A 22,519-nucleotide genomic window follows, 5' to 3' on the forward strand; every position below is an offset into this window, starting at 1 on the left:
GTAACTAAATAGAACGTAAATATAATTTAATTTTACAATAGAAAATACTTACATCTTTATTATATTTAGCGATAATTCTAGTTTAAAGAAATAAAAAACATACTTAAATATTTATGACAAACATAAAAGAGTCAGCTAACTTTATATGGTCTATTGCAGACCTTTTAAGAGGCGATTACAAACAAAGCGATTACGGTAAGGTTATTTTGCCTTTAACCGTTTTAAGGCGTTTAGATTGCGTTCTTGAAAATACTAAAGCAGATGTACTAAAAAAATATAGTCAAGTAAAGACTATGAGTATTCAAAATTTAGACCCTATACTCAATAAAGCAGCAGGCTATAATTTTCATAATAAAAGTCTTTTCGATTTTGATAAACTTATTGCTGACCCAAATAATATAGCATCTAATTTAAGAAACTACATTAATGGATTTTCAGAAGATGCCAGAGAGATTATTGAACAGTTTGAATTTGACAACCAAATTACAAAGCTTGATGATGCCAACTTGTTATTCATGATTCTTAAGCGTTTCCAAGAGACAGACTTGCATCCTGAAAAAATATCCAGTATGGAAATGGGATATATGTTTGAGGAGCTTATTAGAAAGTTTGCCGAAATTTCCAATGAGACGGCAGGAGAACATTTTACTCCAAGAGAGGTCATTAGATTAATGGTCAATCTTTTGTTTATAAATGACAGGGAGATTTTGACTCAAAAAGGTATTGTTAAAACCATTTTTGACTGTTGCGCAGGAACTGGTGGTATGTTGTCTGTAGCAGAGGAATATTTAGCAGAATTGAATCCAGATGCACGTTTAGAGGTGTTTGGTCAAGAGTTGAATCCAGAGTCTTATGCTATTTGTAAGTCCGATATGTTGATTAAAGGACAGAACCCTTCAAATGTAGCAAAGGGTAATAGCCTAAAGCGTAAGGATGACACAAAGCTTAAAGGAGACCAATTTGTAAATCACAAGTTTGACTATTTAATAACTAACCCACCATTTGGAGTTAAGTGGAAAAAGGTTGAAAAGGAGGTTAAAGAAGAGCATGAAGAACTGGGTCATGGTGGACGTTATGGAGCAGGATTGCCTTCTGTAAGTGATGGTTCTTTTTTGTTCTTAATGAACCTAATGAGTAAAATGCAACACCTCGAAAAAGGAGGCTCACGACTTGCCATTGTATTTAATGGCTCACCTTTGTTTTCAGGCTCACCAAGTAGTAAACAAAATGAAAGCTCTATTCGTCAATGGATAATTGAAAACGACCTACTGGAAGCTGTTATAGCATTGCCTAATCAATTGTTTTACAATACAGGTATTAGCACCTACATTTGGCTTATAAGCAACCACAAATCAAAGGAGCGCAATGGAAAAGTTCAGCTTGTCAATGCTATAGAGTTTTCTAAAAAAATGAGTAAATCATTGGGTGATAAGCGAAATGAGTTAAGTGATGACCATATTAAAGATATAACAAGTCTATACGGTGATTTTAAGGAATCAGAACATAGTAAAATATTTGACAATGAGGATTTTGGTTACTCTAAAGTTACTGTTGAACGACCAACAAGAAAAAATGGAAAGATAATTACTGATAAAAATGGTAACCCGAAACCAGATAGTAGTTTAAGAGATACAGAGAACATCCCATTAAAAGAAAACATTACCGACTATATGAAGCGTGAAGTTTTGCCTCATGTACCCGATGCTTGGATAGATGAAGCTAAAACAAAAGTGGGTTATGAAATTAATTTCACTAAATATTTTTATGAATATAAACCGTTAAGGTCTTTGGAAGAAATAAGAGCTGATATTCTGGCTTTGGAAGAGCAGACAGATGGTTTACTTAAACAAGTGATTAACTAATGAGAAGAGAATTAGGAAAACTTAACAAGGTTAATTTGAGAGAATACTGGGCGCATGAAGCACTAGACTTCACACAATGGTTAGCATTAGAACAGAATATTCAATTATTGAGTGATGAAATAGGGATTTCATTAATTAATGTAAGACCAGAGGAAGCCATAGGAAGGTATAATGTTGATTTAGTTGCTATGGATGAAGATTCAGAACGTAAAGTCATCATTGAAAACCAACTTGAATATACCGACCATAAGCATTTAGGGCAAATTATAACGTATGCTTCTGGATATAATGCGAGTATTATTATTTGGATTGTTAAAGAAGTTAGAGAGGAACATCAAAAAGCTATGGAGTGGCTCAATAACAACACCAGTACTGATTTAAGTTTCTTTTTGATACGTATGGAGCTATGGCAAATTGGAGATTCACCATTTGCTCCTAAATTTCATATAATAGTTGAGCCTAATGATTGGGCAAAGGCACTACAAGAAAGTGCCACCACACCCAAAGAACTCACAGATACAAAATTAAGTCAACTCGATTTCTGGAAGCAATTTATAGATTTCGCAAAGAGCAGAAATACCAGTTTAAGAATAGGACGAAAAGCAAGAGCGCAACATTGGTACAATATCAGTTTTGGTACTTCGGAAGCTCATATCGCTTTAACTGTAAGCACGAGGGATAATGTTATCGCTTCAAGTATTTATATTTCTAGGTCTCCTGAACTATTTGAGAAGTTTCAGATGAATAAAGAGGCTATTGAACAAGGATTAGGCTTCGATTTAGAGTGGCAAGAACTAGAAGGTAGGTTAGCATCCAGAATCACAATTGGTCGTCATGCTGACCTTTCAAATGAAGATGAATGGGAAACTTATTTTAGTTGGCTTTTGGAAAAAGCAGAAAAAATGGCAAAGCAATTTTCTAAATATTATTAATGAGAAAATACAATGCATATAAGGACTCTGGTGTCGAATGGATTGGAGAAATTCCTGCAACTTGGAAAATTAAAAGGATTAAACATACAACGTATGTAAAGGGTCGAATTGGTTGGAAGGGCTTAAGGTCAGATGAGTTCCTTGAAGAAAGTGATAGTTATGTAGTAACTGGAACAGATTTTAAAAATGGGAAAATTAAATGGGAGACATGTTATCAAGTTCCTAAAGACAGGTATGATGACGACCCCTTTATTCAATTAAGAGAAGATGATTTATTAATTACAAAGGATGGTACTATAGGAAAAATAGCTGTCGTTAAGAACCTACCAAAGATAGCAACATTAAATAGTGGTGTTTTTTTGACAAGACCCAAAAGCGACGACTACATTTCAGAATATTTATATTGGGTATTAGAATCTGATGTTTTTAAAACTTTTTACGACTTCAATAAGTCTGGTTCTACAATTCAGCATCTTTATCAAAATGTTTTTAATGAGTTTAAATTCACTTGTCCAACGTTGCAAGAACAACTTACAATTGCCAAATTTCTCGATTTTAAAACGTCTCAATTGGATAAGTTAATATCAAAAAAGAGAGCACTGATTAAGCTTCTAAAAGAAGAACGAACAGTCATAATAAACCAAGCAGTTACTAAAGGTTTAAACCCAAATGTACCTATGAAAAATTCTGGTATTGAGTGGTTGGGTCAAGTTCCTAAACATTGGGAAATAAAGCCTCTAAAATATATAGTTGAATTTAATAGTAAAACCCTTTCAGAAAACACTCCTCTCGATGAGGAAATTAATTATATAGAAATTGGTAATGTAAGCTCCACCAAAGGGATTAGCGAATACACAAAATATATTTTTAAAGATGCACCATCTCGGGCAAGAAGAATAGTGTCAAATGGAGATGTTATAGTTTCAACCGTTCGCACATATTTAAAAGCTATTGCCTCTATTGATAATAAATTTGATGGTTTTATTGCTTCGACTGGTTTTGCTGTACTAACTCCAACTTCTATTATATCAACATATTTAGCTTTTTTAGTTAGAAACGAAGGATTTATTGGAAAGATAATTGCCTTGTCAAAAGGTGTTAGTTATCCTTCGATTACCACTTATGATTTAGGTAATTTAAAAGTACCTCTACCACCAGAAAATGAACAGTTAGAAATATCTAAATATATTAGTAAAAGCTTCAATGATATTGATAGAACATTAAACATTATTAATAAAGAGATTAGCTTTTTAATTGAATATAAAACCACTTTAATAAATGAAGTGGTTACAGGGAAGATAGATGTTAGAGAAGAGGCGTTAAATTAAAATATTAAAGAAGATGAATTTAGAAGCAATTATTGAATTATTCACTGACCTTCACCAAGCCAAAGAAAGTGGGCAATTGGAATGGGAATTAACTGCGAACACTCGTTATGAAACAAATTGGAATGGTCAAGACATCGTAGTTGACAGACGAAATAATATTGACAAAAATGAGCAAGAGGTTTATTTAAAGGTTGATGAATTTGAAGAAGCTTATTCACCAATGACAGAGGAGTTTAATTTTTTGGCAAAAATTATTGATTCTATATAATGGAGCAGTTAGTTGATAGGGTAAAAAACATAGTAAATATTTGTTGGGAAAGTTTTTCGGCAAAGGTTGGCTGTGGTCTTATTGTTATAAATAAGGAAGCGTCAATGCAGTTGCAGTTTGCCTATCTTCTAAAGAACACACTTGATTTAGCTGTATATAATGATGATGAGGCAGTTGAAATCGAATTAGAGACTTCTCTGCATATTGAAACTGGATATAAAGAATGTGACATAGTAGTAACTATTTCTAAAGGTGCTGAAAAAATACATATTCCAATCGAATTAAAGTGCTACAAACAATTTCTTCCAAATGTCAATGCAACAGGTGGCTATACTCAGTTTAGAAGCCTTGTATACCATGATATAAGTTTGATGGAGCAATATGCATCATTAAATAATTTCACAAATGGTACTTGTCTTGTAATGACTAATTTTATTGGTATTGTGAATAGGAATGTATATTGGTTAAATGACATATCAAATGGAACTACTATCCAAAATGGTATTGTATCAAACCATAATTATGAAGATGTAGAACCATCGAATATTATAAAAAACTATACCTTTAATTGGATTCAGAAAAATAATTATTATTTCCTAAAGCTTGAAGCTCATGATTAAATGGACTTATATAACCAATAAGGATAATTCTGCAAGATACACATTAGGAAAACTAGGTGACAAGATGTTGTTCTTTATTGGCATAAATCCAAGTACTGCAAGACCTAATGATTTAGATAGAACGGTTACAAGAGTTGAAAATTTTGCCTTTAACAATGGCTACGATGGTTGGTTAATGTTAAACGTTTATCCCCAAAGAGCGACTAATCCAAAAGATATGCATTTAACTAAAAATGCTGATATGCATAAAGAACATATTGAACAGGTTAAAAAGTTTATTCAAGAGCAAAAAAACTTTGACGTTTGCGCAGCTTGGGGGACTGAAATTGATAGAAGAAATTATTTAAAAGATTGTCTAAAAGATTTAGTTGAAGCCATTGGTTATGACACAAATTGGTATTGTTTACATGAGTTGACCAAATTCAAACACCCAAGACATCCTTTGTATCTTCCTGCTAAATCAAAATTCTCTAATTTTAACATCAAAGAATACTTGTCTCATGATTGAATTTGGAACTATTTTTTCTGGTATAAGAACGGCAGATTCACTTGTTGGTAAAGTGTTAAGCAAGAAGGGAACTCGTATTGATAAAAAAATTATTGCTGTTGCGTCATTACAAAGAGCTATAAATGCAACTGAAATTTATCTTTCAACCTCTAATCGAAATTATAGCCCTAATGAAAATTTATCAAATCAGTGGCTCGAAGCATTTACAGCCATGATAAAGATTGATAATAATTTAGCAGGTAGATTAAGAGATAAAAGTAGATTTTGGAGTGACCCACAACGATGGATGCAAGAAGATGGTGCTATGGAATTAGTTCCTGATTTGATAGAACTTAATGAAAAGTGCGAGTCAATTCTGGTTGAATTACAAAAAAGGAAATAATATGGCAAAAGGCATACACACCGAAGAAACATTTGAAGAAGCAATAGTAGCATCCTTACTTGAAGATGGAGGCTATGTAAAAGGTCATTCCCAGGATTTTGATGCACAACTTGGACTTTTCCCTAGCTATATCTCGGATTTTCTTGAAGACTCTCAACCTGTTGCATGGGAGAAATTAAGAAACATTCATAAAGAAGATGTAAAAGAAAAAGTCATTCAGAGACTCTTAAGAGAACTGGATTTACGTGGCACTTTGGATGTCGTTAGAAATGGATTTACTGACTATGGTGTGAAGTTCAAAATGGGCTATTTTAAGCCTGAATCTTCACTAAATGAAGACCATAAGGTATTGTATGGTAAAAATCATTTAAGTGTCACCAGACAACTCTATTATGAGCGTAATGGAAAGAATTCCTTAGACATGGTTTTGAGTCTAAATGGGCTTCCAATTGCTACAATAGAACTTAAAAACCAGTTTTCGGGTCAAGATGTTAGTAACGCTAAAAAGCAGTACGCCTACGATAGAGAACCTACAGAACCAATATTTGCTTTCAAAAAAAGAAGTTTGGTGCATTTTGCTTTAGATGCCAATGAGTGTTATATGACTACTAAACTGAATGGGACTAGCACAAGGTATTTACCATTTAATCTAGGTCATAATGGAGCAGGAAACCCACCGAATGAAGAAGGTTATAGAACTGAATATTTATGGAATTATGTATGGGCGAAAGATAGCTTCATGGATATTGTAGGTAAGTTTCTGCATTTCCATGTGGAGGAGTTTGAATTAAATGGATTGAAAAAGAATAAGGAAACAGTCATTTTTCCAAGATATCATCAATTGGATGTGGTTAGGGAATTAACGAGTCATGCTAAAGCAAATGGAGCAGGAAAGAACTATTTAATACAGCATTCAGCAGGTTCAGGAAAATCGAACTCTATAGCATGGTTGTCATATCGATTATCAAGCTTGCATAATGCTGACAATGAACGGATTTTTGGTTCTGTCATCGTTATAACTGACCGCAAGGTATTGGATAGTCAATTACAAGATACCATTTTCCAATTTGAACACAAGCAAGGTGTTGTTCAAAAAATTGACAAGAACTCACAGCAATTAGCCGAAGCTTTGATAGCAGGGTCGAATATTGTTATTACAACCCTTCAAAAGTTTCCTTTTATATTAGAAAAAATTGGTGAACTGCCAACTCGAAAATATGCCGTCATCATCGATGAAGCTCATTCCTCACAAGGTGGTGAAGCCACTAAAAAAATGAAAGAGGTTTTATCTGCTAAATCTTTGGAAGAAGCAAGCAATTTGGATTATGATTCAGGGCTTGACGAAGATGCAGAAGATGAAATAAGAAAGTCAATGGAAGCTAGAGGGAAACAGGATAATTTAAGCTTCTTTGCTTTTACTGCAACTCCAAAAGCTAAAACTGTTGAGGTATTTGGTTCACCATGTATTGACGGTACGCCAAAACCATTCCATCTTTATAGTATGAAGCAAGCAATTGAGGAAGGTTTCATATTGGACGTGCTACAGAATTACACCACTTATAAGACCTATTACAGACTTTCCAAAGAAATTGAAGATGACCCCAAGGTTAACAAAAAACAAGCCTCTATGGCTATTGGACGTTTCCTTTCCCTGCACCCTCACAACTTGTCTCAAAAAACGCAAGTGATTATTGAGCATTTTAGACAGGTAGTTTCTAAAAAAATAGGCGGTAAAGCAAAAGCAATGGTAGTGACAAGCTCTCGACTACATGCAGTGAGGTACAAGGAGGAGTTTGACAAATACATTAAGGATAAGGGCTATACTGATATAAAGACTATTGTTGCCTTTTCAGGAAAGGTTATTTATGATAGTTATCCAGAAGGTGTTACCGAAGTTCAATTAAATGGATTTAAGGAAAAAGAGTTGCCTAAAAGGTTTGGAACTAGTGAATATCAATTGTTATTGGTAGCTGACAAATACCAAACAGGATTTGACCAACCTTTACTTCATACGATGTACGTGGATAAGAAGTTATCAGGTGTGAAATGTGTACAAACCTTATCAAGACTTAACAGAATGCATGCAGGTAAGGAAGATACTTTTATATTGGACTTCACCAATGATGAACAGGATATTATAAGTTCTTTTCAACCCTATTATGAGCTTACTACTATTGAGTCCAATACTGACCCAAATCATTTGTATGACCTTAAAAATGAAATTGAAAAGGCTCAAATTATTTGGCAGTCCGAAGTTGATAATTTTTGCAACTTTTACTTCAAGTCCAGTAAGACTTTAAATGTCAAAGACCAAAAGAAATTATATGGTTTTACGAGTCCTGCCGTAGAGCGTTTTAAGCAACTTCCAGAAGAGAATACCAAAGAAGATGTACTAGGGACAAAACCCTCACAGGATGACTTTAAACATGCCTTACAATCATTCACAAGAGCTTATTCATTTCTTACTCAAATCATGCCATTTACGGATGTCGATTTGGAGAAACTTTTTACCTATAGCAGGTTTCTTTTAAAGGTATTGCCTAAAAAGAGTCAAAGGGACAGATTTAGACTTGGCGATGAGGTTTCTTTAGAATATTACAGGCTTCAAAAAATATCTGAAAATAATTTAGCATTAGAGCCACAGGGTGAATATGGATTGGATGGAATGTCAGAATCTGGCATAAGAGTGACAAAAGAAGAAAAGGAGGCTCTGTCCGAAATTATTAATGTGCTGAACACAAAATTTGGCACTGAATTTACAGAAGCTGACAAGCTCTTTTTCGACCAGATTGAGGAAGAGTTAGTCGCTGACAGCAAGTTGTCTGAACAAGCGCAAAACAACACCCTTGACAACTTTAAATTCGGCTTTGAAGATGCCTTTATGGATAAGTTAATTGGTCGTATGGAACAGAATCAGGATATTTTCTCAAAGATGATGGATGACAAGGATTTTGGCACTATTGTCAGAAATTACATGATTAAGAAGGTTTATAAAAGGCTGAATCAATAGATTATGAAAATAAACAAAAGTCTAAAGCTTCAAATTCTAAAGGAAATCTTAAAACAATCTCCTCCATTTTATTCATCAATTGGTGGGGATATAATGGAGTTTTTAGAGAAAATATGGGAATTAAAAGCCATGCCATCTACTGATGAAAGATATAAAGATGCTTATGGTGACATAGTTCAGCACATTATTAATAATGATGACTGGACTTTAGAATTTTTATTTATAGACAGGTTGGAATTATTAGAAGACGATTCAAAATTTATTAAATTTTTGAACCTTATGATTCACCCTGATACTCGCTCTGATGAGAATAGTATAATGAATTACTATTATCTGATACAGCCTTACTTAAAAAAAGCTGAATTAAGTTATTCCCTGAAACAATATGCAGATTCTGGATTACCAGTATATGAGGTAGAAAAATTAAAAGAAAGTAGCGATAGTCAATTTGGTATTAGAGAAAATGAAATTCCATTTATTGTTGACCTAAACCCCAATGGTCATGCTGAACATATGTCAGCACATAAACAGATTAATGAATATCCCTTCTTTGCACTAGCTTTTAATTCTGGTTGGAATGATTTTAAAGTGAAGTCTACTTTTCATCTATTTTATCATAGAAATCAGTTTGAGGAATTTTATATTGGTGAAGTTAAAATAATTCATTTAGAAGATATTGATACCTCTAATAAAATCCCGCTTCAATTCACCAAATTAGATTCTGATTTCTGCTCTTTAGGACAGAGTATTCAATATTACAAAAGGTTGCGTGAATATTTTGATAGAGATTTTAAGAATATTTTATGGGCTTTAAGGGATTCAGCTTTTTTTGTAGGGATAAGAGAAGAATTTGAATATATATCAAACTTTAGAAATTCACTTATTAGGGAAAACCAAGCTGAACGATTATTAAGAGAAGCCCAATACCTTGTTTACAACTATGATTTAGAAAATTTGTATTCATTTCATTATAGTTTTAAATCAAAATTTGCCGATAATAATCTTGATGTCGAATTCAATTTTAAAGATTCTGTATATGCATATGACAGAATTTATTCAGTTATTGGTAAAAACGGCACTGGAAAGACCCAACTTATTACTAGCTTACCAAATGACATTTCCAGAAATAAAGAAGAACTATTTACTCCAAAACCTCCAATATTTAGCAAGGTTATTGCCGTGTCATATAGCACATTTGATAGTTTCGAAATTCCAAATAAGTCAGCTACTTTCAATTATGTTTATTGTGGACTCAAAGACAAGGACAATAAAATATTAAGTGAAGTAGAACTTATAACGAGATTTCATCAAACTAGGTTGGAAATAGTGAAATCGGGCAGAGTTGAGCAGTGGGTACAAATATTAGAAAATTTTATCGATGAAAACTCACTTTCTCAATTCATAATATATGAAGAAGAAAAAGAAGCTTTCCTGCCTTCTGAAAGATATAGATTTGATACAGAATCCTTTAATACTGTAAGAGGACATTTGAGTTCAGGTCAAAGCATAATTCTATTTATAGTAACAGAGATTGTAGCAAATATAAGATTTGACTCACTAATTATTTATGACGAACCTGAAACTCATTTACATCCTAATGCTATTTCTCAATTGATTAATACAATCTACGAATTAGTACACCAATTTAAATCATATTGTATAATTGCTACTCACTCTCCATTAATTATACAAGAAATCCTTTCTAAAAATGTGTATGTTATAGAGAGAGAGGGTAATTACTCGTCCTTAAGAAAAATTGGACTTGAATCTTTTGGTGAAAACTTGTCAATACTAACCGAAGAAGTGTTTGGTAACAGAAGCATTCCTAAACAATACAAAATTATTTTAGAAAGGCTTGTAAAAAGGGGGTATAATTTTGAGGGAATCAAACAATTACTGGAATCAGACCAAATACCATTAAGTTTGAATGCAATTGTATATCTAAAAAGTATATTAAATGAGAAATCTTGATTGCTCACAAGAAGTACCAAACGATTTCTTTGACACTGTGTTGGCTTCTAAAAGAAATTCAAATAAAGACCCAGATTACACATTAAGGGTTGAAGGTTATAAACCAAATGTGAGATTGCATTTTGATGATTATAATTTAAGATTTGGCAGTAATACCCTAGTCGGGATTAACCCAATTGGTTATAATGGTCAAGTCCGAGATGATTTATTGAAACTTTATAAATATGATAATTCTGTTATTCAAAAATTAAAAACTGAAATAACTACTTCCATTAATGGTAGAATTATTAATAGTTGTCAAAACTGTACGATTAATGCTGTGAACTCACTCGACCATATTGTGCCAAAAGAGGAAGCAAGTGAATTTTCAGTACATCCTAAAAATTTATTTCCATCATGTTCTCAGTGCAACGGAATTAAGAATAGATTTTGGAGGGAAAACGGTCAGTTCCTTTTTCTGAATTTATACACGGACTCTCTACCAAATTTACAATATCTTTTCCCTATAGTAAATTACAACAATGGGGTTCCTGAAATTAATTTTTCAATTAATAATCCAAACGGAATTGACGGTCATTTATACAATATAATTTCTAGTCACTATACTAGGCTTGATTTGATTAACCGATTTATTTTAGATGCGGATGGTGTAGTTTCCGATTTGCAGTATAGAATACACTCTTTAAAGGGTGAACTATCCAGACAACAAATTATTGATTCTATTATAAATTATGAGAATGCAAAAAGAGCAAATAATGGCTATAATTACTGGAAAAGTTTATTGACAATCGAATTGGTTAATTGTAAAGCATTAATGGATTTTTTCTTTCTTCCTAAAGTGGTTGGCATTTAAACTTAAAATTTTAATATAAAGAAGGACTGAATTATTCAGAAACATAAGTAATTGTCCATTAATGCTATTCCCAAACTTTTATTTTCATATTTGGAGTTACGCCTAAAGTTTCAATAAATGCTTTTTCCATTGTTTCTTTTAAGTCTTTTTCATAACCTAAAGTTGTTATTAAACAGTCATGAAGTGTAAATAAAGGTGCTACTTTAGAATAAGCCTTGTTAAACTTACCCCCTGCTTTATCAATCATACAAAAAGCCTCTAATTGGAACAGTGCATGAGATAACTTGTTATAGCCGTTTTCATTTTTGTAGTTATTTAAATTTTCTAGTATTTCAGGAAACTTATTACTAAATATTTTTTGCTCAATTGTATAATCTTTAGTTTCTGAAAATAACATAGCTAACAATCTTTTTTTAACAAGCTTCCGTATCTGCTCATCTCTATCTTCATAGGGTTCATCACTGATTTTCTTGTAGAGTTTCGCTATTATATTTGGTTTATAATTCTCCCTAAAAGCAGGTATAAAAAAATCATATATTTCACCTGAAATTGACAGCTTTTCAAACTCTTGAATCTCAATAATATCAATGCTTTCAAGATATTTGTAAATCATTAGTAGTATAGGATATTTAGTTACTATGTTTAATGGTAGAGACCTTCTTAATAATACGGCTAAGAAGAACACTATTGAATTAGAGAGGTCAACTTCAACTAATGTCTTATTGTTGTATTTTAAATGTTTTCTATATACTCTAGGCAGTCTTGTTAAATTGGTATGCAATCTTCCATCTGTGTTCTTATTGTAATATATTCTGAATAGCCCATTGTATATGTCTACTATTTGACTAGCCTCATTAAGGTATTTTCCATAATTGTTATGTAATTTACGTCTGGTTTGACATAGTTCAATTGCATTTTCTAAATTGATTTCTAACAGGTTTGGTTTTCTGGGTTCAAAAACGAAATACTTCTTCAAAAACTTGTATTTACCACTATAAACTACTGGGTGAATTTTGACTTCAAGTTCTCTAATTTTTTTTGATAGTTTAATGTCATCAATATAATCTACACATATAGGCTTGTTTTTGTAAATATCCGATGGTCGATAGCTAAATGGTTTTCCTTTATTTTGATTGTCCCATGCAACATATTCCCCTTGGTAAAGAATACTCCTTTTTTGAATAGTCGTTCTTGTTTTTTTGTGGTCTATATAGTTTCCACACAAGAAATTTTTATGCTTTGCATGAATTCTTTCATTAATTCGAGCTTGTGAATATAGAGGTATGTATATAGTTGTAATGTCTTCCATTTCTTTCTCATCTTCTCTCTTTGCTTGCTCTATATGAAAGGCTAAATTTTTAAGTACATGATGTACCAAATATTTAAGATAATTTGAATCTAAAAAATCTGGAGGAGTATTCTCAATTTTTTCAAATTCTAATTTGGTAAAATTAATAACAGCATAGGGCTTCTTCATTGTGCTTTTGAGTTGATTTTAACTCTTTATGTTGGTTATTGAAAAATTGTACTTAACGTTACTTTGGATGCATTAGATATGTCGATAATATTAACTCAATTTTCTATTTTTTTTGACCTTATATTAATAGTTTCAACTGAATCATCATCTACTAAATAAAAATTATCGATGATTGCTTCTCTTTCCTCCGAAGTTTCTTCATATTCACCAGTCTCTACAAATTTTCTCATCCTGTTTCTATTACTTGAAAAAGCATAATTCTGTTCACCAGTTTTAGTTTTGAATTTAACTGTTAGAAAATAGTGCTTTATGTTGTCATCGTACCTAATATAAGCTCTTTTAATATATTTAAAAATCAAGTCTTTCCGTTTATTGTATGGTGTATCTATCCTAATCTTATCCATATCGATACCAAATGTTTGTCTTAGTTTGATGGCTTCTTTTTCATAATCCAAATCATCAATTATGTTTTTCAATCTTATGGTAGATTCATCTAATTTACTTTGGTAACTGCTTTTACTTTTTATTCCTTCCTGAATGCTTAAAAATTCTTCAATAACTAACCTATTTACATTTTTAATATTTGCCTCTATATTTGCAATTTCAGAATGTAAAAGCCCCTTCATTTTATACAGTTCGTCTACTTTGTCTTCTTTTTTGTTCTCTTTTTCTAACTCATCTTTTACGTAAGCATCACCTAAGACAATCTCCCAAATATATTTTTCAATAAAATCTATGTTAACCGACCTATTACCGCAATTAAGTTTTTTATCTCTTTTAGAACTACATAAATAATAGTGGTCTTTTTTGCTTGCTCTAGTCCTACCATACATATTTCTTCCACAAATTCCACACTCCAAAATACCTTTTAAAAGGTATTTATGCTCTACCTTTTTACCTGAATTATTTCTATTATTCTTTAAGTTTTCATTCACTTTTATCCAATAAGAGGGTTCGATTAAAATAGGGCATTGATATGTTTTCCCACCAAACTTCCTAACTCCTTTATAAATGGTGTTTTTTAAAATACCCCTAACACTATTACCCGACCAAGTAATATCGGTTTTTTTGGTAGTGGTAACTTTCCCTGTATACTTGTTTTTAGTATTTATAACCCCTTTACCTATCTTATTGTATCTAGTTAAAATACCTTCGTTTGATAGGTTCTCTGCAATTTTATTAGTTCCTATACCTTTTAAGCTATCATCATATATTCTTTTTACAATTTTAGCCTCTTCTTCATCTATCACTAAAAAACCATTTTCATCTTTTTTATAACCATATGGATATATACTTGAATGTGCCTTTCCTTCTTTCGCATTTCGATGTAATATTGATTTTACTTTTCTAGTTGTCAGTCTTACATAATATTGGTTCATTATTGACACAATATCACCCAACATCTCACTTTGGTCATCCTCTAAATCGACATACCCATTATCAGTATATAATTTAATATTATTTTCCTTGAGTATTCTTTTAATTACAAATCTAACCTCAACATTCCTTTCGATTCTTGACTGGTCGTAAGAATATACAGTTGTAATGATTCCATCTTGAATGTCATCAATTAATTGAGAAAATTGTGGTCTATCATTAATATTTTCTAATGTACCTGAATAACCTTCATCTATATAGACTTTATATTGTAATTTTAACTCATTTGCTTTTTCAATACCAAGTTTTCTTTGGTCTTCAATAGAGCGGTCTTTACCTTCCTCTTTTTCTTTTGAGATTCTACAATAAATGCCTAACATGAATAAAAGATTTATTTTTTATTTGGTAAATATAGGAAAGTTAAATATATTTGTACACATTATAGTGTGCAACATCGCTAATAGTATGATGCGGACTCCTAAAAGGTCTTTGCGCCATAAGTCCTGTATCTTTTACGCGACCAACCACAGAATGTATTTTTGTAGTCTCCAAAGCTTCATGCAAAGTCATTGGTGGTAAAATACTAGGTAGCCGTTTGGCTAGCATGGTTTTACCTGCGCCTGGTGGACCAATTAAAATAATATTATGTCCTCCAGCTGCTGCAATTTCCATACAGCGTTTAATTCCTTCTTGTCCTTTTACATCGGAAAAATCAAACTCTGGAAAGTCTAAATTTTTTTCAAACTCTTCTCGGGTATTTATAATAGTTTGCTCTAAAGGTTCACCTTTGTCAAAATAATTAATAACCTGTTTAATGTTATCTATACCATAAACCTCTAAACCATCAACAATAGCGGCTTCTTTGGCATTTTGCTGAGGTAAAATAAAGCCTTTAAAACCTTCTTCTCTAGCTTTTACAGCAATTGGCAATGCGCCTTTTATGGGTTGTAAACTACCATCTAAAGAGAGTTCGCCCATAATCAAATAACGCTCCAAATCTTCAGCTTCAATTTGTTTTGACGCCGCAAGAACACCTATAGCTAAAGTTAAATCGTAAGCACTTCCCTCCTTTCGTAAATCGGCAGGTGCCATATTAATCGTAATCTTTTTTCCAGGGATTTTATAACCGTTATTTTGAAGTGCAGCCGCAATACGGTAATTACTTTCTTTTATAGCATTATCGGGCAATCCCACCAAATGATAACCAATACCCGAATCTACATTCACTTCAACCGTTATAGTTGTTGCTTCCACACCAAAAACGGCGCTTCCAAAAACTTTTTTAAGCATATTTTTTCTTTACTGCTTAAATGTAAGAAAAGTAATTGGAATGTCATTGCAAGGCACAAAGCAATCTCTTTGTTATTAATTATAACTTATAAAATTGCTTCGCTTAGTTAGCTATAACATATAAAGGATTATGCATACTTTTACCTTTTTCAACTTCAATTGTATAAGACACAACAATGTCTTCATCTATTTTAAGATGTACATCATATTGTCCTTTTTTAGTAAAATGATACTTATAGTTTAATAATCCTTTTTTGTTATCAAACGAAGAAGCTTCAATCTTATCAGATCTTAAACCACTACTAAACACAATGTTTGTTTTATCAATTTTATTTTTATCAGAAATTTTGAAGCTGAAAAGAACTTCTTCATCAACAGAAACTTTAGTTATTAGCTTTATAGGTGCTACAGGAATAACTTCATATTTATATGTTTCTCCATAAACTAATGGCGCTTCAACAAATTGATCAATGGTTGGTTGCTTTTCTAACAACAGCCATTTTTTATCAAGTGGATAATGATTTTTAGAAAACAGTTCTGGTTCTGCTAAAAAATAGCCATCATTATAATTCTTTATGAATTTATTTAAGTTAATGTAAAAATAACCGCTAGCTAAAGTAGCATCAACGAGATACCATTTATCATTCAATTTTACCGCATTCCATGAATGATTGGGGACATCAATTTTATTAACATTAGACGTTACAGTTCTACTATATCCGTCAACTATTTCGCAAGGTATATCAATCAAAGTAGTAAGTTCTTTCAATAGATACGCATATCCAGAGCAAATTGTTTTTCTATCCTTTAATAATCTTTCGAATACCTTAGCTTGAACTTGACTGTTCCAATTAGAAAATGCGATACTATCGTTTTTAAACTTTTTACGTTTTCTTATTGTTTTCTCGCCAAAACTGTGGTCGCTCTCTATGTTTAAACAAACCCAAGTATGAATAGCTCTAAACTTTTCTATTTGAGTATTTAGATTATTGGTAAGCTTATAAGCTAACAAAGGCAAATTGTTTAAGCTATGGTTTTCTAATGCACTGGCTATACTATCTGCTTTTTTAAAGTTAATATGCTTAAAATCCAATTGCTGCCCATAAACAATAATACATGAGAACAGAAAAAGAGTAATTAAAAACTGTTTCATTTAAAAGATACCTTTAATTTTTTGCCACAATGTCCGTTTAGACTTATAAACCTCGTTAACAGCTACTTTCCCCATTAAAACAAGTGAATCGTCACCACTCATATTTATATTTAAAACCTTTTGATTCTTTTCAATTACTACCGTTTGTGTTTCAAAACCAAGAAAACTAAACACTAAAATATCGCCCTCCTTTAATACTTTTGGAAATTCAAATTCGCCATCAAAATTTGTAGCTGTTCCAATCATAGTTCCCTTTAATAAAATATTCGCGCCAGGAAGCGGACCCGTTTCATCTGAAACAACACCTGTTAACAACCCTTCTTGATTCACCTCTTTTTTAACTTGATCTTTTTTCTCCTTCTTAGTCGTCTCAACAACTTCGGTTTTGGGTTCATTCTCTTGAGCTTGTAAATTATGAAGTGAAATTGCAGAGAAAAACGCAAACCCAATAATTCTTAAATATTTGAATTTTGCTGTTTTTTTGAGTTCGGTAGCATGAGAATACTCTTTTATTTGAGATATTTTAAAATATCCACAAGTGTTTCTTTGCCTGTTTTTAAAGTATTCCATTAATTTTTCATCACTCATATTTCTAAAGTCAATAACTTCTTTTTTACAAGAGTTACAAAATGCGCCAGATTCTGTTGTTTTAAATTGATTGAATTTTTCTGAGCACGGTTTGCTGATTGTAAGATTAAATTGTTTCATAATATCTATTTTTTGTCCTACTAAACTATAAACAACATAAAACATAAACTATATAGACTTAGTAAACAGTCACTTTTGATGAGTAAAATGCACTTCTTATTTAGGCTAGTAATTACAATAAAAAATTAGTTATCTAAAAATGTAATCGTTATATTTGAAAAGATATAACGTTAATGAAAATGATATCTATAGACGACGCCATAAAACTTGTTAAAAACACCTCTAAACCTCTTTTAAAAGAGACTATAAAACCCGTTCAGAAAGCAGGTGGTTATTTTTTATTTAAAGATGTTGAATCCCCCATAAATATGCCGCCTTTTAGACAATCTGCAATGGATGGTTACGCCTTAAATTTGCATGATAGTCTTACTTATAATCTTATTGGAGAAGTTAAAGCTGGTGACGAGCATGAGCCAATTTTAAAAAAAGGTGAAGCGGTTAGAATTTTCACAGGAGCACCTGTTCCAAATACTGCAAATGCAGTTATGATGCAGGAAAAAGTTAAAAAAGAAGATGATGAAATAACTATAGAAGAGCATTTAACCGAAGGTTATAATATTCGTCCTATTGGAGAGCAAGTTAAAAAAAACGACATTGCTTTAAAGAAACACACCAAACTCACTCCTGCTGCCATTGGGTATTTAATGTCATTAGGTATTACAAAAGTTTCGGTTTTCAAAAAACCAGAAATAGCCTTGGTTACTACTGGAAATGAGTTAATTGAATCTGGACAAGATTTAACTTACGGAAAAATATACGAAAGCAATTCTAAAATGCTTTTAAGCGCGCTTTATAGCTTAAAGTTTTACGATGTTACAAGTCATAAAGTTGAAGATGATTATAATAAAACGTTAAGCAAACTCAAGTCAGTAATTTCTGAAAATGATTTGGTGATTATAACTGGCGGAATTTCTGTTGGAGATTACGATTTTGTTGGTAAAGCTTTAAATGAGTTACAAGTTGAAGAAGTGTTTTATAAAGTAAAACAAAAACCCGGCAAGCCGCTTTTCTTCGGAAAAAAAGACAGCACGAATGTTTTTGCATTACCAGGAAATCCTGCTGCTGCATTAACTTGCTTTTATGTTTATGTTTTTATAGCGCTTCAAAAAATGATGGATCTTAATAATGACGAATTACCTCGTGTACAAGCTAAATCACTTTCAAATTTCAAAAAATATGGCGATAGACCTCAATTTTTAAAAGCCATTTATAATAACGGAACAGTAGAAATTTTAGAAGGACAAAGCTCTGCAATGCAGCAAACTTTTGCACTTTCAAATGCTTTAGTTTACATGCCAGAAGAACAAACCAATATTAAAGTAAAAGACACTGTTGAAACCATACTATTACCTGTTTAATTATGAGTTATAAAATTAAAAGTAGAATATGGATAGAATCTGAAAAGAATGTCCTTTTAGGTGAAGGTAGAGTGCATTTATTAAAAGCGATTGAGGAAACAGGCTCTCTATCAAAGGCCGCTAAATCTCTTAAAATATCATACAAAAAAGCATGGCATCTAATAGACTCTGTTAACAAATCGGCTAAAAAGCCGGTAACAATAAATAGTACTGGCGGAAAAGGCGGCGGCGGCACAGAACTAACAGATTATGGAAAATCCTTAATAAAAGCTTTTGATGATATAAATAAAAACTGTTGGGCTTTTTTAGATAAACAATTAGAAAAAATAGAAGAAATATAAATGCTACAGAACGAACACATATATCTCTTTTTACTAATCTTACCTATTGTATCCTTTTTTTACTCTAGTGTAGGTCATGGTGGTGCTAGCGGTTATTTGGCGTTAATGGCATTGTTTTCATTTGCACCAGAAACCATGAAACCTACTGCCCTATTACTAAATTTATTTGTGGCAGGAATTTCATTTTATTACTATTATAAAGGTGGTTTTTTTAATAAAAAACTCTTTTTATTATTTGCTTTGGCATCTATTCCAATGGCATTTATAGGAGGAACTATTGAAATTGACGCCTCTATTTATAAAAAAATCTTAGCGATACTTTTAGTATTTGCAATTTTAAAAATGCTGAATGTTTTTGGAAAGGAAAGCGATACAATTAAAGAAGTTAAACTTTGGCAAGGCCTTTTAGTTGGAGGCATTATTGGTTTCTTTTCTGGACTCATAGGTATTGGTGGCGGTATTATACTAACCCCGTTAATTTTATTGTTTCATTGGGGTAAAATGAAAGAAGCAGCAGCTGTTTCTGCCCTTTTTATTTGGGTGAATTCTGCATCAGGGCTTATTGGGCAATTAAGTAGCGGCGTAACACTTGAAAAAGAATCCTTTCTATTAGTTTCAATCGCTTTAATTGGAGCGTTTCTAGGAGGTTATTATGGTAGTAAAAAAATAAACAATCAAAATTTAAGATACATCCTAGCGTTTGTATTAGTAATTGCATGCTTTAAATTATTTTTCACTTAAAATGATTGACAAAAAAGACATAACAGGTATCATTTTAGCTGGAGGTAAAAGCTCAAGAATGGGAACCGACAAAGGCTTTTTAATGTTGAATGGAAAAACGTTTATTCAACACAGCATTGATGCTTTAAACCCTTTGGTTTCTAAAATTATTATTGTTTCAAATAATGAAGATTATAATCAGTTTGGGGCTAAGCGCATAAATGATGTTTTTGAAAATAGTGGTCCAATAGCTGGTATATATTCGGGTTTAATCCAATCTGAAACAGCATATAATCTAGTTTTAAGTTGCGATATTCCTTTGATTAATTCAAACGTTTTAAAAAAATTAATAGATGGAATTGATAACACATCTGAAGTCATACAAATTGAAAGCAATGGTAAAACTATGCCACTTATAGCTCTATACAAAAATTCTTGTGAGCATATTTTTTACGAGCTATTACAAAAAGGAGAAAAGCGCTTACAATATGCCGTAAGCCAGTGCAAAGTTAAAACCATTACACTCGATAATAAGTTTGATTTTTTAACTACAAACGTTAACACAAAAGAAGAATTAAAAGAACTTAAAAATGCTTATAACTATTAAATATTTTGGGCAATTAACCGAAATAACACATTTAGAAGAAGAGTATTTAGATTTTGAAGGAACTCAGGTTTCTGAGCTTTTAGATACGCTTTACAGAAAATATAACACCTTAAAAACTAAAGATTTTCAAGTAGCACAAAATCAAGAATTGGTTGACGAAAATACAAAATTAACAGGGCAAGAAATTGCGTTATTACCACCGTTTGCAGGAGGATAATTATTATGAGTAGATACAGTAGACATATCATATTATCAGAGATTGGACAAGAAGGTCAAGATAAAATTTCCAAATCTAAAGTGCTAGTTATTGGCGCTGGTGGTTTAGGCTGCCCTGTTCTACAATACCTTACCGCTGCTGGTATTGGCTCTATTGGTATTATTGATTTTGATGTGGTTGAAAAATCCAATCTACAGCGTCAAGTCTTATTCGGAACATCTTCTTTAGGTCAAAATAAAGCCATTGCAGCAAAAAAGCGTTTAGAAGATTTAAACGATAGTATTTCCATTATCGCTTACGCGGAAAAACTAACACACCAAAATGCCATACAACTTTTTAATGAATACGATATTATTGTTGATGGTTCCGATAATTTTGAAACTCGCTATTTAGTAAACGATGCCTCTATAATTACCAACAAACCTTTAGTATTTGGAGCTATTTATAAGTTTGAAGGTCAAGTTTCTGTTTTTAATTATCAAAACGGACCAAATTACCGTTGTTTATTTCCTCATCCTCCTCAAAAAGATGCTGTTCCAAACTGTTCCGAAATTGGTGTTTTAGGAGTCTTACCAGGAATTATTGGTAGTATGCAAGCCAACGAAGTATTAAAAATTATTTTAGGTATTGGCAATGCACTTTCAGGAAAATTACTTTGCTATAATGCGCTTACTAATGATACTTCAATCTTAAAAATAAGTAAATCTCAAGATACTATTAATTCAGTTTTAAAAGATAAAGACAACTTTCATGAAAAACAACTTAATACCAGTTGTGACATTGAAGTTATTGAAGTTTCAATTAAAGCAGTTTTATCAAATAAAAACATTCAATTTATTGATGTTCGCGAAGTTCATGAACAACCAAAAATAGATGATTTACAAGTGACTTATATTCCTTTAAATGAATTAGAAAGTAACATAAATAAGATCAAAAAATCAAAAAATGTGGCACTCTTCTGCCAATCTGGAATACGAAGTAAAAAAGCAGTTTCTGTATTAAAAAACCTAAATATAAATAACTGTTTCAGTATTAAAGAAGGTGCTTCAGAAATAAAAAATTATATTAAAGAACATTATAAAACAGTCTATAATGACAAATAAAAAACCAAAAAACGTATTTAAACAAGGCGCTATTTCCTCAGAATTTATTGGAGAATCTATAGCAAAACATCAAACCAAAACGAGTATTGGTGCTCACAATATTTTTTTAGGTCAAGTACGCGCAGATGTTATTGACGAAAAAACAGTTGCAGCTATTGAATATACAGCTTACGAAGATATGGCAAATACTAAATTTGATGAAATTAGAGAAGCTGCTTTTGAAAAATTTGAACTCACTTGCATGCACATTTATCATAGTTTAGGCACTGTAAAAGCTGGAGAAATATGCTTATTTGTTTTTGTATCATCACCTAGACGAAAAGTTGTTTTTAAAGCTTTAGAATATATAGTTGAGGAAATAAAAGCAAAAGCTCCTGTTTTTGGAAAAGAGATTTTTGAAGACGAAACCCATCAATGGAAAGTAAACAGTTAGA

21 protein-coding genes and 1 pseudogene are annotated in these 22,519 nt (G+C 31.9%); 17 read left to right on the forward strand and 5 right to left on the reverse strand.

The annotated features are described in order from the left end of the window. Positions 1 to 113 precede the first annotated feature (113 nt). From BT151_RS15960 to BT151_RS16005, 10 genes are read left to right on the forward strand one after another with little or no spacing between them, the layout of a single operon-like run. Complete coding sequence (locus tag BT151_RS15960; protein ID WP_072403356.1) at positions 114 to 1,862, forward strand: type I restriction-modification system subunit M; 1,749 nt, start codon at positions 114 to 116, stop codon at positions 1,860 to 1,862. Next, positions 1,862 to 2,794, forward strand: coding sequence for a DUF4268 domain-containing protein (locus BT151_RS15965; RefSeq protein WP_072403357.1), 933 nt, complete (start codon positions 1,862 to 1,864; stop codon positions 2,792 to 2,794). Before BT151_RS15960 ends, BT151_RS15965 begins: the two co-directional genes overlap by 1 nt. Beyond that, entirely contained in the window at positions 2,794 to 4,122 is a 1,329-nt protein-coding gene (locus BT151_RS15970; protein ID WP_072403358.1) for a restriction endonuclease subunit S, read from the forward strand. The genes BT151_RS15965 and BT151_RS15970 overlap by 1 nt, the downstream gene beginning before the upstream one ends. Before the next feature lie 13 nt (positions 4,123 to 4,135). After that, a complete protein-coding gene (locus tag BT151_RS15975; RefSeq protein WP_072403359.1) occupies positions 4,136 to 4,390 on the forward strand; it encodes a hypothetical protein in 255 nt (84 codons plus the stop codon). Further along, positions 4,390 to 5,010 carry a hypothetical protein gene (locus tag BT151_RS15980; protein ID WP_072403360.1) on the forward strand — a complete coding sequence of 207 codons (621 nt, stop codon included), beginning with the start codon at positions 4,390 to 4,392 and terminating at the stop codon, positions 5,008 to 5,010. Before BT151_RS15975 ends, BT151_RS15980 begins: the two co-directional genes overlap by 1 nt. After that, the gene (locus tag BT151_RS15985) at positions 5,003 to 5,518 is read left to right on the forward strand and encodes a DUF1643 domain-containing protein (RefSeq protein WP_084647999.1); all 516 of its coding nucleotides are present in this window, start codon (positions 5,003 to 5,005) and stop codon (positions 5,516 to 5,518) included. The genes BT151_RS15980 and BT151_RS15985 overlap by 8 nt, the downstream gene beginning before the upstream one ends. Beyond that, positions 5,511 to 5,900 carry a hypothetical protein gene (locus BT151_RS15990; protein ID WP_072403362.1) on the forward strand — a complete coding sequence of 130 codons (390 nt, stop codon included), beginning with the start codon at positions 5,511 to 5,513 and terminating at the stop codon, positions 5,898 to 5,900. The genes BT151_RS15985 and BT151_RS15990 overlap by 8 nt, the downstream gene beginning before the upstream one ends. A gap of 1 nt (position 5,901) precedes the next feature. Then, entirely contained in the window at positions 5,902 to 8,910 is a 3,009-nt protein-coding gene (locus BT151_RS15995; RefSeq protein WP_072403470.1) for a type I restriction endonuclease subunit R, read from the forward strand. Positions 8,911 to 8,913: 3 nt separating this feature from the next. Beyond that, positions 8,914 to 10,881 (forward strand): AbiJ-related protein, encoded by a 1,968-nt coding sequence (locus BT151_RS16000; protein WP_072403363.1) that lies wholly within the window; start codon positions 8,914 to 8,916, stop codon positions 10,879 to 10,881. Then, positions 10,868 to 11,734, forward strand: a complete 867-nt coding sequence (locus BT151_RS16005; RefSeq protein WP_072403364.1) for an HNH endonuclease — start codon at positions 10,868 to 10,870, stop codon at positions 11,732 to 11,734. The genes BT151_RS16000 and BT151_RS16005 overlap by 14 nt, the downstream gene beginning before the upstream one ends. Before the next feature lie 64 nt (positions 11,735 to 11,798). On the opposite strand, the gene BT151_RS16010 is transcribed toward BT151_RS16005, so the two are convergent. From BT151_RS16010 to BT151_RS16030, 5 genes and pseudogenes are all read right to left on the reverse strand, one after another. Beyond that, the gene (locus tag BT151_RS16010; protein WP_072403365.1) at positions 11,799 to 13,211 is read right to left on the reverse strand and encodes a hypothetical protein; all 1,413 of its coding nucleotides are present in this window, start codon (positions 13,209 to 13,211) and stop codon (positions 11,799 to 11,801) included. Positions 13,212 to 13,306: 95 nt separating this feature from the next. Next, positions 13,307 to 14,968, reverse strand: a complete 1,662-nt coding sequence (locus BT151_RS16015; protein ID WP_072403366.1) for a recombinase family protein — start codon at positions 14,966 to 14,968, stop codon at positions 13,307 to 13,309. Positions 14,969 to 15,035: 67 nt separating this feature from the next. Beyond that, positions 15,036 to 15,878: pseudogene (locus tag BT151_RS16020) on the reverse strand (YifB family Mg chelatase-like AAA ATPase); the annotation flags it as partial. Between the two features lie 103 nt (positions 15,879 to 15,981). Beyond that, on the reverse strand, positions 15,982 to 17,031 hold the full coding sequence (locus BT151_RS16025) for a transglutaminase domain-containing protein (protein ID WP_072403368.1): 1,050 nt from the start codon (positions 17,029 to 17,031) through the stop codon (positions 15,982 to 15,984). Next, a complete protein-coding gene (locus tag BT151_RS16030) occupies positions 17,032 to 17,739 on the reverse strand; it encodes a carboxypeptidase-like regulatory domain-containing protein (RefSeq protein WP_171946648.1) in 708 nt (235 codons plus the stop codon). A gap of 179 nt (positions 17,740 to 17,918) precedes the next feature. On the opposite strand from BT151_RS16030, the gene BT151_RS16035 reads away from it, so the two are divergent. The 7 genes from BT151_RS16035 to BT151_RS16065 are packed head-to-tail and all read left to right on the forward strand — an operon-like array spanning position 17,919 to position 22,518. Beyond that, the gene (locus BT151_RS16035) at positions 17,919 to 19,097 is read left to right on the forward strand and encodes a molybdopterin molybdotransferase MoeA (protein ID WP_072403471.1); all 1,179 of its coding nucleotides are present in this window, start codon (positions 17,919 to 17,921) and stop codon (positions 19,095 to 19,097) included. A gap of 2 nt (positions 19,098 to 19,099) precedes the next feature. Continuing rightward, a complete protein-coding gene (locus BT151_RS16040; RefSeq protein ID WP_072403370.1) occupies positions 19,100 to 19,438 on the forward strand; it encodes a winged helix-turn-helix domain-containing protein in 339 nt (112 codons plus the stop codon). After that, on the forward strand, positions 19,439 to 20,179 hold the full coding sequence (locus BT151_RS16045) for a sulfite exporter TauE/SafE family protein (protein WP_072403371.1): 741 nt from the start codon (positions 19,439 to 19,441) through the stop codon (positions 20,177 to 20,179). It abuts the gene before it with no gap. Position 20,180: 1 nt separating this feature from the next. Beyond that, the gene (mobA, locus tag BT151_RS16050; protein WP_143144329.1) at positions 20,181 to 20,765 is read left to right on the forward strand and encodes a molybdenum cofactor guanylyltransferase; all 585 of its coding nucleotides are present in this window, start codon (positions 20,181 to 20,183) and stop codon (positions 20,763 to 20,765) included. After that, positions 20,749 to 20,982 carry a MoaD/ThiS family protein gene (locus BT151_RS16055; RefSeq protein WP_072403373.1) on the forward strand — a complete coding sequence of 78 codons (234 nt, stop codon included), beginning with the start codon at positions 20,749 to 20,751 and terminating at the stop codon, positions 20,980 to 20,982. The genes mobA and BT151_RS16055 overlap by 17 nt, the downstream gene beginning before the upstream one ends. A 5-nt stretch (positions 20,983 to 20,987) precedes the next feature. Continuing rightward, on the forward strand, positions 20,988 to 22,085 hold the full coding sequence (moeB, locus tag BT151_RS16060; protein ID WP_143144330.1) for a molybdopterin-synthase adenylyltransferase MoeB: 1,098 nt from the start codon (positions 20,988 to 20,990) through the stop codon (positions 22,083 to 22,085). Next, a complete protein-coding gene (locus tag BT151_RS16065; protein WP_072403375.1) occupies positions 22,075 to 22,518 on the forward strand; it encodes a molybdenum cofactor biosynthesis protein MoaE in 444 nt (147 codons plus the stop codon). The genes moeB and BT151_RS16065 overlap by 11 nt, the downstream gene beginning before the upstream one ends. The last annotated feature ends 1 nt before the right edge of the window (position 22,519 follow it).

Origin of the sequence: Flaviramulus basaltis, assembly GCF_900114265.1 — a bacterium.
GTDB lineage: Bacteria > Bacteroidota > Bacteroidia > Flavobacteriales > Flavobacteriaceae > Flaviramulus > Flaviramulus basaltis.

Coding starts and splice junctions, on each gene's coding strand:
- BT151_RS15975 (WP_072403359.1), top strand. CDS start 4,136: ATGAATTTAGAAGCAATTATTGAATTATTCACTGACCTTCACCAAGCC.
- BT151_RS16065 (WP_072403375.1), top strand. CDS start 22,075: ATGACAAATAAAAAACCAAAAAACGTATTTAAACAAGGCGCTATTTCC.
- BT151_RS16055 (WP_072403373.1), top strand. CDS start 20,749: ATGCTTATAACTATTAAATATTTTGGGCAATTAACCGAAATAACACAT.
- BT151_RS16000 (WP_072403363.1), top strand. CDS start 8,914: ATGAAAATAAACAAAAGTCTAAAGCTTCAAATTCTAAAGGAAATCTTA.
- mobA (WP_143144329.1), top strand. CDS start 20,181: ATGATTGACAAAAAAGACATAACAGGTATCATTTTAGCTGGAGGTAAA.
- BT151_RS15965 (WP_072403357.1), top strand. CDS start 1,862: ATGAGAAGAGAATTAGGAAAACTTAACAAGGTTAATTTGAGAGAATAC.
- BT151_RS16005 (WP_072403364.1), top strand. CDS start 10,868: ATGAGAAATCTTGATTGCTCACAAGAAGTACCAAACGATTTCTTTGAC.
- BT151_RS15980 (WP_072403360.1), top strand. CDS start 4,390: ATGGAGCAGTTAGTTGATAGGGTAAAAAACATAGTAAATATTTGTTGG.
- BT151_RS16040 (WP_072403370.1), top strand. CDS start 19,100: ATGAGTTATAAAATTAAAAGTAGAATATGGATAGAATCTGAAAAGAAT.
- moeB (WP_143144330.1), top strand. CDS start 20,988: ATGAGTAGATACAGTAGACATATCATATTATCAGAGATTGGACAAGAA.
- BT151_RS15990 (WP_072403362.1), top strand. CDS start 5,511: ATGATTGAATTTGGAACTATTTTTTCTGGTATAAGAACGGCAGATTCA.
- BT151_RS15970 (WP_072403358.1), top strand. CDS start 2,794: ATGAGAAAATACAATGCATATAAGGACTCTGGTGTCGAATGGATTGGA.
- BT151_RS16035 (WP_072403471.1), top strand. CDS start 17,919: ATGATATCTATAGACGACGCCATAAAACTTGTTAAAAACACCTCTAAA.
- BT151_RS16010 (WP_072403365.1), bottom strand. CDS start 13,211: ATGAAGAAGCCCTATGCTGTTATTAATTTTACCAAATTAGAATTTGAA.
- BT151_RS16025 (WP_072403368.1), bottom strand. CDS start 17,031: ATGAAACAGTTTTTAATTACTCTTTTTCTGTTCTCATGTATTATTGTT.
- BT151_RS16045 (WP_072403371.1), top strand. CDS start 19,439: ATGCTACAGAACGAACACATATATCTCTTTTTACTAATCTTACCTATT.
- BT151_RS16030 (WP_171946648.1), bottom strand. CDS start 17,739: ATGAAACAATTTAATCTTACAATCAGCAAACCGTGCTCAGAAAAATTC.
- BT151_RS15995 (WP_072403470.1), top strand. CDS start 5,902: ATGGCAAAAGGCATACACACCGAAGAAACATTTGAAGAAGCAATAGTA.
- BT151_RS15985 (WP_084647999.1), top strand. CDS start 5,003: ATGATTAAATGGACTTATATAACCAATAAGGATAATTCTGCAAGATAC.
- BT151_RS15960 (WP_072403356.1), top strand. CDS start 114: ATGACAAACATAAAAGAGTCAGCTAACTTTATATGGTCTATTGCAGAC.
- BT151_RS16015 (WP_072403366.1), bottom strand. CDS start 14,968: ATGTTAGGCATTTATTGTAGAATCTCAAAAGAAAAAGAGGAAGGTAAA.